This window comes from Duganella callida (genome assembly GCF_004614165.1).
Taxonomy (GTDB): domain Bacteria; phylum Pseudomonadota; class Gammaproteobacteria; order Burkholderiales; family Burkholderiaceae_D; genus Rugamonas; species Rugamonas callida.
Map to the genome: position 1 here is coordinate 1 of NZ_SPVG01000157.1, position 13,865 is coordinate 13,865.

14 protein-coding genes are annotated in these 13,865 nt (G+C 63.6%); 12 read left to right on the top strand and 2 right to left on the bottom strand.

Annotated elements, in window-relative coordinates; translation table 11 throughout:
• The 5 genes from odhB to E4L98_RS15475 all read left to right on the top strand — a co-directional run.
• On the top strand, window positions 1-966 hold a 966-nt coding region (odhB, locus tag E4L98_RS15455; protein WP_135202449.1), incomplete at its 5' end, for a 2-oxoglutarate dehydrogenase complex dihydrolipoyllysine-residue succinyltransferase.
• A 54-nt stretch (window positions 967-1,020) separates the two neighbouring features.
• Entirely contained in the window at window positions 1,021-1,329 is a 309-nt protein-coding gene (locus E4L98_RS15460) for a PspC domain-containing protein (protein ID WP_135202450.1), read from the top strand.
• A gap of 14 nt (window positions 1,330-1,343) precedes the next feature.
• Window positions 1,344-2,774: a dihydrolipoyl dehydrogenase gene (gene lpdA, locus E4L98_RS15465; RefSeq protein WP_135202451.1), complete on the top strand. Its 1,431-nt coding sequence runs from the start codon at window positions 1,344-1,346 to the stop codon at window positions 2,772-2,774.
• Between the two features lie 164 nt (window positions 2,775-2,938).
• The gene (zapE, locus tag E4L98_RS15470) at window positions 2,939-4,036 is read left to right on the top strand and encodes a cell division protein ZapE (RefSeq protein ID WP_135202452.1); all 1,098 of its coding nucleotides are present in this window, start codon (window positions 2,939-2,941) and stop codon (window positions 4,034-4,036) included.
• A 14-nt stretch (window positions 4,037-4,050) separates the two neighbouring features.
• A complete protein-coding gene (locus tag E4L98_RS15475; protein WP_135202453.1) occupies window positions 4,051-4,725 on the top strand; it encodes a hypothetical protein in 675 nt (224 codons plus the stop codon).
• A 3-nt stretch (window positions 4,726-4,728) separates the two neighbouring features.
• Here E4L98_RS15475 and E4L98_RS15480 read toward each other — a convergent pair whose 3' ends face one another.
• Complete coding sequence (locus tag E4L98_RS15480) at window positions 4,729-5,532, bottom strand: PP2C family protein-serine/threonine phosphatase (protein WP_135202454.1); 804 nt, start codon at window positions 5,530-5,532, stop codon at window positions 4,729-4,731.
• A gap of 120 nt (window positions 5,533-5,652) precedes the next feature.
• Here E4L98_RS15480 and E4L98_RS15485 point away from each other — a divergent pair, with 120 nt between their 5' ends.
• On the top strand, window positions 5,653-5,853 hold the full coding sequence (locus E4L98_RS15485) for a YdcH family protein (protein WP_135202455.1): 201 nt from the start codon (window positions 5,653-5,655) through the stop codon (window positions 5,851-5,853).
• Between the two features lie 20 nt (window positions 5,854-5,873).
• Window positions 5,874-7,910 carry a DNA repair helicase YoaA gene (gene yoaA / locus E4L98_RS15490; RefSeq protein ID WP_135202456.1) on the top strand — a complete coding sequence of 679 codons (2,037 nt, stop codon included), beginning with the start codon at window positions 5,874-5,876 and terminating at the stop codon, window positions 7,908-7,910.
• A gap of 109 nt (window positions 7,911-8,019) precedes the next feature.
• Here yoaA and E4L98_RS15495 read toward each other — a convergent pair whose 3' ends face one another.
• Complete coding sequence (locus E4L98_RS15495) at window positions 8,020-8,997, bottom strand: NADPH:quinone oxidoreductase family protein (RefSeq protein WP_135202457.1); 978 nt, start codon at window positions 8,995-8,997, stop codon at window positions 8,020-8,022.
• A gap of 168 nt (window positions 8,998-9,165) precedes the next feature.
• On the opposite strand from E4L98_RS15495, the gene E4L98_RS15500 reads away from it, so the two are divergent.
• From E4L98_RS15500 to E4L98_RS15520, 5 genes are all read left to right on the top strand, one after another.
• Window positions 9,166-9,768: a toll/interleukin-1 receptor domain-containing protein gene (locus E4L98_RS15500; protein ID WP_135202458.1), complete on the top strand. Its 603-nt coding sequence runs from the start codon at window positions 9,166-9,168 to the stop codon at window positions 9,766-9,768.
• A 9-nt stretch (window positions 9,769-9,777) separates the two neighbouring features.
• Window positions 9,778-11,724, top strand: coding sequence for a KGGVGR-motif variant AAA ATPase (locus tag E4L98_RS15505; protein ID WP_135202459.1), 1,947 nt, complete (start codon window positions 9,778-9,780; stop codon window positions 11,722-11,724).
• Window positions 11,725-11,793: 69 nt separating this feature from the next.
• Window positions 11,794-12,531 (top strand): 5'/3'-nucleotidase SurE, encoded by a 738-nt coding sequence (gene surE / locus E4L98_RS15510; RefSeq protein WP_135202460.1) that lies wholly within the window; start codon window positions 11,794-11,796, stop codon window positions 12,529-12,531.
• Window positions 12,528-13,364: a protein-L-isoaspartate(D-aspartate) O-methyltransferase gene (locus E4L98_RS15515; protein ID WP_135202461.1), complete on the top strand. Its 837-nt coding sequence runs from the start codon at window positions 12,528-12,530 to the stop codon at window positions 13,362-13,364. The genes surE and E4L98_RS15515 overlap by 4 nt, the downstream gene beginning before the upstream one ends.
• Window positions 13,365-13,420: 56 nt before the next feature.
• Window positions 13,421-13,865: LysM peptidoglycan-binding domain-containing protein (locus tag E4L98_RS15520; RefSeq protein ID WP_371857236.1), on the top strand; the 445-nt coding region annotated here is incomplete at its 3' end.

Genomic DNA, 13,865 nt, shown 5'->3' on the forward strand with positions numbered 1-13,865 from the left:
GCCGCCGCACCTGCCGCCGCCGCGCCGGCCGCCACCGGTGGCAACAAGGGCGACGTGGCCATGCCGGCCGCCGCCAAGATCCTGTCGGAAAAGGGCCTGAGCGCCACCGACGTTGCCGGTTCGGGCAAAGACGGCCGCGTGACCAAGGGCGACGCCCTGGCCGCCGGCGCCAAAGCCGCTCCGGCCGTTGCACCGCTGGCCGCGCCAGCCGCCAAGCCGGCCCTGCAGCAAGTCGCCGCCCCGGCCGGTGGCGCCGACCTGGGCGACCGTCCGGAAGAGCGCGTGCCGATGAGCCGTCTGCGCGCCCGTATCGCCGAGCGTCTGATCCAGTCGCAATCGACCAACGCCATCCTGACCACCTTCAACGAGGTGAACATGGCGCCGGTGATGGACCTGCGTAACAAGTACAAGGACAAGTTCGAGAAAGAGCACGGCGTCAAGCTGGGCTTCATGTCCTTCTTCGTCAAGGCCGCCGTGGCCGCGCTGAAGAAGTACCCGATCCTGAACGCGTCGGTCGACGGCAACGACATCGTCTACCACGGCTACTTCGACATCGGTATCGCGGTGGGTTCGCCACGCGGCCTGGTGGTGCCTATCCTGCGCAACGCCGACCAGATGTCGATCGCCGAAATCGAGAAGAAGATCGGTGAATTCGGCGCCAAGGCCAAGGAAGGCAAGCTGACCCTGGACGACCTGACCGGCGGCACCTTCTCGATCTCGAACGGCGGCACCTTCGGCTCCATGCTGTCGACCCCGATCATCAACCCGCCGCAGTCGGCCATCCTGGGCGTGCACGCGACCAAGGACCGCGCCGTGGTGGAAAACGGTCAGATCGTCATTCGTCCGATGAACTACCTGGCAATGTCCTACGACCACCGCATCATCGACGGCCGCGAAGCCGTGCTGGGCCTGGTGGCCATGAAGGAAGCGCTGGAAGATCCCGCACGTCTGCTGCTGGACCTGTAATTGATGCGCACCCCGGGCCAGCCTGGCCCGGGGTTATTTCAGAGAAGGTCTTGAATGAGCGTCTCGGAAGAAATCAAGCGTTTACACGAATTGCACCAGGCGGGCGCGCTGTCGGACGACGAGTTCGCGGCGGCCAAGGCGCGCCTGCTGAACGGCGACCTGCCCGGCGCGGGTTCTGGCGACATTTCGCGCCTGCGCCGCTCGCGCACCGACCGCTGGCTCGGTGGCGTCTGCGGCGGCCTGGCACAGATCAGCGGCGTTGAATCCTGGATCTGGCGCCTGCTGTTCGTGATGTTCGTGATCACCTTTGGTTTCGGCCTGGCGATCTACATTCTGTTGTGGATCTTCGTTCCGGAAGAATGATTGGATAGAAAAACATGAGCAAACAATTTGACGTAGTAGTCATCGGCGCCGGTCCTGGCGGTTACATCGCTGCCATCCGCGCCGCGCAGCTGGGTTTCAGCGTCGCCTGCGTGGACGACTGGAAGAATGAAAAGGGCGGCCCCGCACCAGGTGGCACCTGCACCAACGTCGGCTGCATTCCATCGAAAGCGCTGCTGCAGTCGTCGGAGCACTTCGAGCACGCCGGCCACGCGTTCAAGGAGCACGGCATCGACGTCGCCGGCCTGTCGCTGAATCTGGAACAGATGATCAAGCGTAAAGCCGGCGTGGTGAAGCAGAACAACGACGGCATCCTGTACCTGTTCAAGAAGAACAAGGTCACCTTCTTCCACGGTCTGGCCTCGTTCACCGGCGCCGCCACCGCGGAAGGCTACCCGCTGACCATCTCGGCGCCGGCCAACGAAAGCATCAGCGCCAAGCAGATCATCATCGCCACCGGCTCCAACGCCCGTGCGCTGCCGGGCGCGGACTTCGACGAGAAACTGATCCTGTCGAACACCGGCGCGCTGGACATCCCGGAAGTGCCGAAGAAGCTGGGCGTGATCGGCGCCGGCGTGATTGGCCTGGAAATGGGTTCGGTATGGCGTCGTCTGGGTGCGGAAGTGACCGTGCTGGAAGGCCTGCCGACCTTCCTGGGCGCAGTCGACGAGCAGATCGCCAAGGAAGCCAACAAGATGTTCACCAAGCAGGGTCTGAGCATCAACCTGGGCTGCAAGATCAACAAGGTCACCAAGGGCGACAACAACGTCACCGTGGAATACGACAATGCCAAGGGCGAAGCCAACACCGCCGTGTTCGACAAGCTGATCGTTTCGATCGGCCGCACCCCGAACACCAACGGCCTGGGCGCCGACAAGGTCGGCCTGGCGCTGGACGAGCGCGGCTTCGTGGCAGTGGACCACGACTGCAAGACCAACCTGCCTGGCGTATGGGCGATCGGCGACGTGGTGCGCGGTCCGATGCTGGCGCACAAGGCGGAAGAAGAGGGCGTGGCAGTGGCCGAGCGCATGGCCGGCCAGCATGGTCACACCAACTTCAACACCATCCCTTGGGTGATCTACACTTCGCCGGAAATCGCCTGGGTCGGCAAGACCGAGCAGACGCTGAAGGCCGAAGGCGTGGCCTACAAGGCCGGCACCTTCCCGTTCCTGGCCAACGGCCGCGCACGCGCGCTGGGCGACACCTCGGGCATGGTGAAATTCCTGGCCGATGCCAACACCGACGAGATCCTGGGCGTGCACATCATCGGCCCGATGGCGTCGGAGCTGATCTCGGAAGCCGTGGTGGCGATGGAGTTCAAGGCTTCGGCCGAGGACATCGCGCGTATCTGCCACGCTCACCCGTCGCTGTCGGAAGCGACCAAGGAAGCCGCACTGGCTATCGACAAGCGCACCCTCAACTTCTAAGCCGGCCGCTTAAAAACGCGTGCCGCTTCGTTGCGACTCCTCGCCGTGCTAACGCACTGTCTTCGTCGCCGCGCCTCGCCGCACACGTTTTGAAGCAACCGGTTTAGCGAGGGTATATGGCGGGCCGTCATGGCCCGCCGTTTTTGTTTGTGCAGATTGAACTTATGAACGTCCAAGAGTACTACCACCACGCGCTGGCGCAGCGCAACTACAAGCCCGACGAAGCGCAGCAGCGCGCGATCACCCGTCTGCAGGAATGCTACGACGAGTGGGTAGAGTACAAGTCGCAGCGTTCCAGCACCTTCAAGCGCCTGATCAACCGCCCGGCCGTGCCGAAAGGCGTGTACATGTGGGGCGGGGTGGGGCGCGGCAAGTCGTTTTTGATGGACAGCTTCTTCTCGGTGGTGCCGCTGGTGCGCAAGACGCGTTTGCACTTCCACGAATTCATGCGCGACATCCACCGCCAGCTCGACGAGCTGCGCGGCGTGGCCGATCCGCTCGACGAGGTGGCCAAACGCGTCGCCAGGAAGTACCGCCTGATCTGCTTCGACGAATTCCATATTTCCGACGTCGCCGACGCGATGATCATGTACAACCTGTTGAAGGCGCTGTTCGACAACGGCGTGTCCTTCATCATGACTTCCAACTACGATCCGCAGCTGCTATATCCGGACGGGCTGCACCGCGACCGCATCCTGCCGACCATCGACCTGCTGTATGAGAAGATGGACGTGATGAACATCGACGCCGGCATCGATTACCGCGGCCGCGCGCTGGAGCAGGTCGAAGCGTACTACACGCCGCTGAACGCGCAGACCGACAAGGCGCTGCGCGACGCTTACGCCAGCGTGGCCGAAACCGCCGACGAAGACCCGGTGATCCGCATCGAGGCGCGCGAGATCCGCGCGCTGCGCCGCGCCGGCACCATCATCTGGTTCGACTTCCACACGCTGTGCGGCGGTCCGCGTTCGCAGAACGATTATCTGGAAATCGCCAGCCGCTTCCATACCGTGATATTGTCCGGTGTGCCGATGATGTCGGCGGCGATGTCGTCGGAAGCGCGGCGCTTCACCTGGCTGATCGACGTCTTCTACGACCAGGGCGTTAAACTGCTGATGTCGGCGGAAGTGCCGCCGCAGGAGCTGTACACGACCGGCGCCATGGCCAACGAATTCCATCGCACCGTGTCGCGTATCATCGAGATGCAGTCGCAGGAATACATGAACCGCGAGCAGCGCAGCGCCGCCGCCTCGCTGTCGTGAACAGGATGAGAATGATGAAAGCAATCTTTAAACAACTGGGCGCGCTGATCGTTGCCGCCGTTGCCGTGTCGGCGCCGGCACGCGCCCAGGTCAAATCGGTGGCGGAGGCCGATGCCGCGCTGGAGCAGGTGCGCGCCGAGCGCGCGGCCGTGCACGAAACCTTTGCCGCCAGCGAGCGCGAATGTTCGACCAAGTTTTTCGTGAATAACTGCCTGGACAAGGCCAAGGAAAAACGCCGCGTCGACCTGGCCGCACTGCGTGTCAAGGAAGTCGACGCCGAGCATTTCAAGCGCGTCGACTCGGTGGCCAGGCGCGATGCCGATCTGGTCGAACGCAACCGCAAGGACGCGGAAGACCAGGCCGCGCGTGCCGCCCAGCCGCCCAAGCCGCCGCACGAAGAGAAGGCCGCACCGGCCGCGCCGACCGGCGTGCGCGTGGCCGAACGCGAAGCCCAGCATGACGCCAAGGTGAAGGCGCAGGAGCAGCAGGACGCCGCCGAAGCCGGCAAGCGCGCCGCCAATGTCGCGGCGTTCGAGCGCAAGCAGGCGGAATCGCAGCGTCGCCAGGCTGAAGTCGCGCGCAAGAAGGCGGAGAACGAAGCCAAGGCCAAGCGCAACGCCGAGCGCGCCGAGGAAGACCGCAGGAAGGCGGAAGCCGCCGCGGCGGCGGCCGCCGCCAAAAAGCAGTAAGCGTCAGACCGCGCGGCGCAGTTTCTGCACCGTGTAGGCCGGTGTCTCGACGGGGGGCGGCACCAGCTTGATGATCGCCATCGAACAATTGTCGCCTTTGCCCTGGGCGCGTTCGGCGGCCTTGGCGATCAGCCGCTCGGCGGCCTGACGCGGCGTGTTGCGCGCCACCGCCGCAGCCAGTTCTTCGGGCCGGAACAGCTGCCACAGACCGTCCGAGCACAGCATCAGCGCATCGCCGGCCTGCAACCCATCCTGGCTGCCGGTGGCGACATAGGGATCTTTCAGCCGGTTGCCCAGCGCGTTTTGCAGCAGTCGCGAGCCGCGGTGCTTTTTGGCCGCGTCCGGCGGCAACTTGTCGTGATGGACCAGGTGATCGATGTAGGCGCTGTCGTTGGTGCGCAAGGCACAGGTTTCGCCATGGAAGCGGTAGAAACGCGCATCGCCCACGTGCGCCCACACGGCCTGCGCCTGCGGTGTCAGCATCAGCAGCGCCAGCGCGGCTTGCGGTTCGGCCACCGCCGTCAGCGGATTCATGCAGATGATCTGATGCGCCTCGAGTGCGATCGTGCGCAACAGTTGCTGCAGCCGCGTTAAATCGGGCGCGTCGCCAGGGCGGTATTCGTCGAGCAGCTGTTTGCTGGTGAGCAGGGCCTGATCGGCGCCGGCCGGGCTGTTGTTGCCATCGGCCAGCACCGCCATCACATAACCGGGCGCCTGGGCGGCGGTGTACAGCGCCACCCGGTCATTCTGCTGAGGCCGGTTGCCGATGTGCTGGGCGGTCCCGGCTTCGATTTTATAAGTGCGCATTGGGAACGGTCGATGTTGGCGGCGGAGCCGCTGTAGATTAAACTATGCACCGTGTCGCAGTTTGTGCGCAACGTTGTTTGCAATGCGTGTTGTTCCGCCGAAACTATTGAGCTGAGAAATATGACTGATGTACAAGATATCCAGCGTCGCCTGATTGAACTCGACGTCGAACACCGCGATCTGGACGCGGTCATCAACATGCTCACCCTCGACGGCCACCATGATCAGCTGCAGTTGCGCCGCCTCAAAAAGCGCAAGCTGCAATTGAAAGACCATATCACTTTGCTGAAAATGCAATTGGTGCCTGATGTCCCGGCGTAAGCGCCACTACCTGGTTTATTTTGACTGAACACCTTCCACCGTCCGCAGACGCCACCCCCGCCGTCATCGGCGCCACTCCCGAACAGCCGCCCGGCAAGTACGATTCCGAGGTTGAACGCCTGTTCGGCACTGGCGGTCCGCTGGGGCCGGCGGTAGGCGATTTTCGCCCGCGCCGCTCGCAGACCGAGATGGCCAAGGCGATCGCGTCCGCCATCGCCAACCAGACCACGCTGATTGCCGAGGCAGGCACCGGCACGGGCAAAACCTTCGCGTACCTGGTGCCGGCACTGCTGTGGGGCGGCAAGACCATCGTCTCGACCGGGACCAAGAATTTGCAGGACCAGCTGTTCCTGCGCGATATCCCGGCGGTGCGCAATGCGCTGCAGGCGCCGGTGTCGGTGGCGCTGCTGAAGGGGCGGGCCAACTACCTGTGTCATTATCATCTGGAGCGCACGCTGCAGAACGGCCGCATGACCTCGCGCGACGACGTCGGCTATCTGCGCGAAATCTCGCGTTTCCTGAAAATGACCAAATCCGGCGACAAGGCCGAGCTGGCGCGCGTGCCGGAAAACGCCACCGTCTGGAACCTGGTGACCTCGACGCGCGACAATTGCATGGGCGCCGAGTGCCAGTACTACCAGGATTGCTTCGTCATGAAGGCGCGCAAGGAGGCGCAGCAGGCCGACGTGGTGGTGGTCAACCACCACCTGTTCTTTGCCGACGTGGCGCTGAAGGATTCCGGCATCGCCGAACTGCTGCCGTCGGCCAATACGATCATCTTCGACGAGGCGCACCAGCTGCCCGACACCGCTACGCTGTTCTTCGGCGACACCGTCTCGACCTCGCAGGTGCTGGAGCTGTGCCGCGACGTGCTGGCCGAGGGCCTGGCCAATGCGCGCGACGGCGCCGACTGGGGCAAGGTCGTGACCGTGGTGGAAAAGGCCGCGCGCGACCTGCGCCTGACCTTCCCGCAGGACAGCATCCGCCTGTCGCTGCCGCAGATCGCGCCGTCGAGCGACTTCTTCCCGGCGCTGGAAACGCTCAAGGACGAGCTGGACGGCATGATCGCCGTGCTGGACAAGCAGGCCGAGCGGGCGGAAACGCTGGAGCAGTGCCGCCAGCGCGGGTTGGAACTGCAACAGCGGCTGGCCGCCTGGAAATTCGACCCGAAAGCCAAAGTGGCCAAGGGCGAAGAAGCCGTGTTCTGGGTCGAAGCCTACGCCTCGTCGCTGCAACTGCACAAGACACCGCTGTCGATCGCGCCCATCTTCAACGGCCAACGCGAAGGCGTGCCGCGCAGCTGGATCTTCACCTCGGCGACACTGGCGGTGAAAAACGACTTCAGCCACTTTTCGGAACAGATGGGGCTGGGCGAAGAACCGTCGATGTCCTGGCCGAGCCCGTTCAATTACGAAGAACAGGGCATTCTGTACGTGCCGACCGGCCTGCCGGACCCGAATTCCATCGGCTATACCGATGCGGTGCTGGATCTGGCGCTGCCGGTGATCGAAGCGGCCGGCGGCAAAACTTTCCTTTTATGCACGACACTGCGCGCGGTCAAACGCGCCGCCGAACGATTCCGTGACGAATTCGAAAAGCGCGGCCTGCCGTTCCCGCTGTTCGTCCAGGGCGACCGCGGCCGCACCGAATTGCTGGACCAGTTCCGCAAGGCCGGTAACGGCGTGCTGATCGGATCGCAAAGCTTCTGGGAAGGCGTGGACGTGCGCGGTGACGCGCTGTCGCTGGTGATTATCGACAAATTGCCATTCGCCCCGCCGGACGACCCGGTGCTGGCCGCGCGCATCGAAGTGATGGAAAAGCAGGGCAAGAACGGCTTCATGCACCACACCCTGCCGGAAGCCATCATCAACCTCAAGCAGGGCGCGGGCCGCCTGATCCGCGACGAAAAGGACCAGGGCGTGCTGATGCTATGCGACCCGCGCGTCATTTCCAAGCCTTACGGCCGCCGCATCTGGCAAAGCCTGCCGCCGTTCAAACGTACCCGCGAGCAAGAAGTCGTGATCGAATTCTTCAAAAACAAGAATTCTCAGCCGTAACTTTCAGTATCAAAATCCGGGGTCAGTTCTGCCAATCGCACACGGCCTCGACTGTACGCATAGCCTACAGTCGAGGCCGTGTGCGATTGGCAGAACTGACCCCGGAGTGTTATTGCGGCAGGATCACGATCTTGCCGGTGACCTTGCGGGCCGCCATGTCGTTCAGCGCCTGCGCGGTTTCTTCTAGCCGGTAGCGATGCGATACCAGCGGCCGGATTTTTCCTTCTTGTAGCCATTGCAGTAATTGTTTCATATTGCTCATATTGGCTTTTGGGTAGCGTTTTGTGAACTCGCCCCAGAATACGCCGACCAGCGAGGCCCCCTTTAACAACGTCAGGTTCAGCGGCAGTTTGGGTATCTCGCCGTTGGCGAAGCCGACCACCAGGTGGCGCCCGCCCCAGCTGATCGAACGGAACGCGGCCTCGGTGTAAGCGCCGCCGACCGGGTCGTAAATCACGTCCGGACCCCGGCCGCCGGTGGCAGCCTTGATCGCCGTGCGCAAATCTTCCTCGCTGTAGTTGATCAGAACGTCGGCGCCGTGGCGCCGGCATACTTCCAGCTTGTCGTCACTCGAAGCCGCAGCAATGATGCGGGCTCCAAGGGCTTTGCCGATCTCGATCGCGGCCAGGCCGACACCGCCGGCCGCGCCAAGAATCAGCATGGTTTCGCCAGTTTTTAGCGCGGCTCGGTCGACGATCGCATGGTACGAGGTGCCGTAAGTCAGGGTGATGGCGGCGGCGATATCGAATTCCATGCCGGGCGGTATGGGGATCAGGGATTGTGCTGGTGCTAATAATTGTTGCCCGAAACCACCGGTGGCGGTGAATGCGATGACCTTGTCGCCTGGACGGCAAGTTGTCACATCGTCAGCCACTGAGCGCACCACGCCGGCCACTTCATTGCCGGGGACGAAAGGCAGGTCAGGCTTGAATTGATACTTTCCTTGCACAATTAACACGTCGGGGAAGTTGACCGCGGCCGCCTGCACATCGATCACGACCTGGCCAGGCCCCGGTTGCGGATCAGGCAAATCTTGCAATTTAAGCATGTCCGGCGTGCCCCAGTTTTCGCATACGACGGCTTTCATGTTGGTCTCCCTGGCTTTAAAAAAGAACGATCGTTAGATTTTATGATACCGCAAAGCGCCGCCCGCTGGCACAAGGATCGGGCTGCCGCACGTTTGTTTTTTATCAAAGCTGCAGCATAGAGGATGGCTAGAGTTGGTTAAAACGGAGTGGTAAAAGCGGAGGATGTCATGACTATCCGGCACGGCTGCTTTTTCAGTTATGCACATGGCCAGCATGCATACATGAGCAAGTTCAAAAACGATCTGGTCGACGCCCTCAAGTGCTATCTCGAACCGCATTTCGACAACGAGGAAGAATTGTTTGTTGATAGCGAGCAACTTGGTGGCGGCGATGATCTCGACCAGAAAATCGCCCGCGCCTTGTGCGAGAGCGTGTGCATGATTGTCATTTATACACCGAAGTATGAGGCGCACGGCTACACGCGTCGCGAATTTGCTGCAATGCAACTGATCGAGGCCGAGCGCCGGCAATGGTATTCGCTGCCCAGCCACCTGATCATTCCCGTCATCATGACCCGTCACCCGGTCGGTCTGCCGCCGCAAATCACGGCCGGCATGTACGTCGATTTTTCCCGCTACACCCTGGCCAGCGGCGACCTGAAAGCCAATCCCGACTTTTTGCCCGACATAGAAAAAATTGTCCACCGAATTGCAGAGCACTATCACTGTCTAAAACGATGCACGCCGCCGGAGCATGATTGCAGCCGCTTCGTGCTGCCTGACATCCCGCCGGAATGGCGCGCCATTCCTCCTCCACATTTTCCACGCTAAAGGTTTGCCATGGAAATCTCTTCCTTATCGCTGCCGCCGCTCAGCACAAACGGCGAGGTTATTACTTTCTATTCATATAAGGGAGGTACCGGGCGAACGATGGCGCTCTCCAACATCGCCGTGTTGCTGGCGCGGCAACAGCACGCCACCACGCCGGTGCTGATGATCGACTGGGATCTGGAGGCGCCGGGCCTGCACCATTATTTCGAGCAGCACGAAGAACGTCCGGGGGTGCTGGAGTTTTTCGAGGCTTGCCGCGAGCAATTGCAGCGCCGCGCCGGCCCTGCGGGCAAGCGCGACGATGAGGCGCTGGCCCACGAGGTGCTGGACGCGGTTGGCTGGGAGCACTACGTGAGCCGCGTCGATCAGGGCAGCCAGCTGTACCTGATGCGCGCCGGCCGCTTCGATGGCGAGTACGGCGAGCGGCTCGCCGCCATGCAGTGGGACAGCCTGTTCGACAGTTGCCCGGCGCTGTTTCGCTGCTTCGCCGAACGCATGGCACGCCATTTCCGTCACGTACTGGTCGATTCGCGCACCGGGCGCAGCGACAGCGCCGGGGTTTGCACGACCTTGCTCCCGCGCAAGCTGGTGGTGGTGTTCAATCCCAATCGTCAAAGTCTGGAAGGGGTGCAGGCGCTGGTCACGCGCGCCACCACCTACCGCCGCAGCCACGAGGATGAGCAGCGGCCGCTGATGGTGTATCCCTTGCCGTCGCGCATAGAAACCGGCGACAGTCAGCAGCGCACGCAGTGGCGGCGCGGCGACCGCCTGCGGCGCATCCCCGGTTACCAACCCAGTTTCGAAGGCTTGATGCGCGATTGCTATGGCATCCAGCAGCTCTCGCTGGACAGCTACTTCGACGAGGTGCAACTGCAGCAGACCCGGACTTTTGCCTACGGGGAACAGGTGGCGGCGCGCATGGAATATGGCGGCGACCGTTTTTCGCTGACGCGCAGCTTCGAATCCCTGTTGAGCTGGCTCGGCCCCGGCTTTTTCCCCTGGCAATCGCGGGAAGAAATCCGCCTGCTCAGCAACATCGATCAGGCGCGCGCCGCCCGCGACGAGGGTGCCAGCCGCACCGCCACCCAGCTGCTGGCGCGCGACCTCAATCTGCTGGGCGAGTTGTACCGGCGCGAAGGGCGGCTGCGCCAGGCGCTGGCCAGTTTCGAGGAGAGTCTGTCGCTGCGCCAGCGCGGCTTGGGCGAAGACCATCCCGATACGCTGGCCAGCAAGGCCAATCTGGCGGCCGCGTTACGCCAGCAAGGGAAGCTGGAGGAAGCCCTGTTCCTGGACGAGTGCGTGGTCGAGGCGCGCGAGCGCCTGCTGGGCGCCGACCATCCCGACGCCCTGGCGGCGCGCGCGCAGTTGGCCGCCTCGCTGGCGGCAGTGGGCCGCACGGCGGAAGCGTTGGGAATGCAGGATGTCGTATTGGCAACGTACACGCGTCTGCTGGGCGCCGATCATCTGCAGACGCTGGCCAGCAAGGCGGCCCGTGCCGATCTGCTGCTGTTGCGCGGCGACGTGGCCCACGCGCGCGCGACGCAGGAGCAGGTGCTGGCCGCGCGCCGGCGCGTGTTGGGCGCCGAACACTCCGACACGCTGCGCAGCAAGATGGCGCTGGCGTCGACGCTGATGCACTTGCAGGAGCTGGACGCCGCGCGCAGCCTGATCGACGCGGTGGTGCAGTCCCGTCACCGGCGGCTGGGGCCGGATCACCCGGAAACCCGTAGCGCGCGCCAGTACCTGGGCGACGTGCAGTCGCAGCTCGGCATGCCGGGCGCTGACGCCTCTTTGGTGCCGGCCGAACTGCATCAGGATGCCGCCATGGACGACTACGGCAACGCCTTGCCGCGTCGGCTGGCGGTCATGGAGGGCGGCCGGCTGTGGCCGCGCGCGGCCGATGAGTTGCTGGCGCTGGACGACCAATTGTCCGGTACGCGAGGTGCGCGGCGGTAACATAAATTTATCCAAAATGCCGCACGCCGCTTGCGCAGTGCGGCCATTGCTTCAGGTAAAATCATCCGTATGAAAATCCTGATAAGCAATGACGACGGCTACCTGGCGCCGGGCATCAATGCGCTGGCCGCGGCGCTGGCGCCGATCGCGGACATCGTGGTGGTGGCGCCGGACAGCAACCGCTCGGGCGCGTCGAATTCGCTGACGCTGGACCGGCCGCTGTCGGTGCAGCAGGCGGCCAATGGTTTTTATTTTGTCAACGGCACGCCAAGCGACTGCGTGCACGTGGCGCTGACCGCCTTGCTGGACGAGCGTCCAGACCTGGTGGTATCCGGCATCAACAACGGCCCCAACATGGGCGACGATACCCTGTATTCCGGCACTGTGGCCGCCGCCACCGAGGGATATCTGTTCGGCATTCCCGCCATTGCGTTCTCGCAGGGCGCCTATGGCTGGGAACACATCGATGACGCCGCCCGTCATGCGCGCGACATCATCCAGCGCTATTATGAAGTGCTGCCGCGGCCGTATTTGCTGAACGTGAACATTCCCAACCGGCCGTACGACCAGTTGCAGGGCGTGGTCGCCACCCGGCTGGGACGGCGCCATCAGTCCGAACCGGTCATCAGGGCGCAGGATCCGCGCGGCAGGGATATTTACTGGATCGGCCCGCCGGGCGCCTGCCGCGACGCCGGCGAGGGCACGGATTTCCACGCCTGCAGCCAAGGGCGGACCTCGGTCACGCCGCTGCAAATCGATCTGACCCATCAATCGCAACTCGCTGCATTGGCAAAGGCCTTCGCATGACCGAAAAAAACCGTACCTTTCCTTTGCCGCTGTCCTCGGTAGTTGACAAGGGGGCCAGGAAGGCAACGGTATTCGGCCCGGTGGCGACGCCGCAAACCGCCACCCAGAACGCCGCACGTTACGCGCCGCCGCCGGCGCCCAAAGCGCAGAATTATGCCGCCCAGCCGGCTCCGGCCACGACGCCGCCGCGCCAGCATGCGCTGGTGTCGGACGCGGTGCGCCGCGCCATGGTGCAGCGCGTGGCCAAGCAGGGCGTGCAGGACCCGGTCGTGCTGGCGGCGATGGACACCGTGCCGCGCCACCTGTTCATGGACGAGGGCCTGGCGGCCCAGGCCTATGTCGACGCCTCGCTGCCGATCGGCCATCATCAGACCATTTCCCAGCCATATATCGTGGCGCGCATGATCGAGGTGATGCGCAACGGCGGCCAGCTGAAGCGCGTGCTCGAGATCGGCACCGGCTGCGGCTACCAGGCGGCGGTGCTGGCGCGCGTGGCGCAGGAAGTGTATTCGATCGAGCGCATCAAGCCGCTGCACGAGCTGGCCAAGGCCAATTTGCGGCCGCTGCGCGTCCCGAACCTGCGTCTGCATTACGGAGATGGTATGCTTGGCCTGCCGCAAGCGGCGCCGTTTGACGGTATCATTCTGGCCGCGGCCGGGCTGGAGGTGCCGCAGGCGCTGCTGGAGCAGCTGACCATAGGCGGCCGCCTGGTCGCGCCGGTGGGCGCGCGCACCCAGCATTTGGAACTGATCACGCGCGTCGGCAAGACGGAATGGACCAGCACGACGCTGGAGGATTGCCATTTCGTGCCGTTGCGTCCGGGCGTGGTGTAGCGCCCGAACCACTAGATAAATAGATGAGAATGACGAAAAAAAGTAATGCGCTCGTATTGAGCCTTTTGCTCGCCTTGCTGAGCGCCTGTTCCACCACCCCGAATCAAGCCCCGGTCGTCGACCGCACGACCCCGCCGGCGGTCAAACCAGCCACCCCGAGCGAAACCGCGCAAGTGGCGCGCGACGAGCGCGGCCTGTATACCGTCAAGAAGGGCGATACCCTGATCCGCATCGCGCTGGAATTCGGCCAGAATTACCGCGACCTGGTGGCCTGGAACAATCTGGCCAACCCGAACGACATCAAGGTCGACCAGGTGCTGCGCGTGCTGCCGCCGGAGAGCGGCGGCGCCGCCACCACGCCGGGCGTGGAAGTCGGCACCATCGTCATGCCGCCATCGGACAAGACGCCGCCGCCGGCGCCGGTGCCGAAGAAGACCGGGCCGAAGGGCGCTGGAGGAAACCGCGTCGTCGATGGAACAGCTCACCGCCACCGTGCGCCAG